Origin of the sequence: Albidovulum sediminicola (genome assembly GCF_025751575.1) — a bacterium.
Lineage (GTDB): Bacteria > Pseudomonadota > Alphaproteobacteria > Rhodobacterales > Rhodobacteraceae > Albidovulum > Albidovulum sediminicola.
Map to the genome: position 1 here is coordinate 1 of NZ_JAOWLA010000069.1, position 645 is coordinate 645.

1 pseudogene is annotated in these 645 nt (G+C 61.1%); it reads left to right on the top strand.

The annotated features are described in order from the left end of the window. A pseudogene (locus OE647_RS20130) lies at positions 1–180 on the top strand (hypothetical protein); the annotation flags it as partial. Positions 181–645 lie beyond the last annotated feature (465 nt).

The window sequence follows — 645 nt, forward strand, 5'->3', positions numbered from 1 at the left end:
CGCTCCGTCGTCATGGCCGAGCGGCGCGTGACGTGGAGTCGTGGCATCGCCATTCTCACCTACCGGGTATCGGCAGAGAGGCCAGACGTGCCGATCTTCAAGGCGCTCTGCGCCTCCGCATACCTTCGCGATAGCGACAGATGGGTGAGACTCTCCCACCAGCAAACGACAGGGATTTGAGGCGGGCCTCGCCTCTGCATCAATCGGGCCAGGCGTCCGGGTGCAGGGCATCGACCCGCGGCCGGCATCCGTCTTCAAATTGGGCGCTGACGAAAATCTTCACTTACACACGCGGGGACTAACCTGCGTCAGTGCGGCGAGGATCTGACACGGTTAGGTGAGACGTGCCCGCCGAATATTTGGCGGCACGTTTTTCCGAGTACCCGAGAAGCGTGTGGGCGTGTCGACCCCAAAAAGGTCGACACGTCGACGCGCTTCTTATTTCTCGGAGCGTCCAGGAAAGGACAATCCCAATGATTCCCGAACAGAACAAGACTGCCGAAAAGATGACCTCCGTGAAGGCCGCGTGGGACAAGGCGCCCGCTGGTCCGAAGAAGGACGCGGCGCTGAAGCACTATCAGGCAGCCGAGAAGGCCAACATGGCGCACAACGTCGCCGAGACCAACAAGGAACTCGATGCGGCGA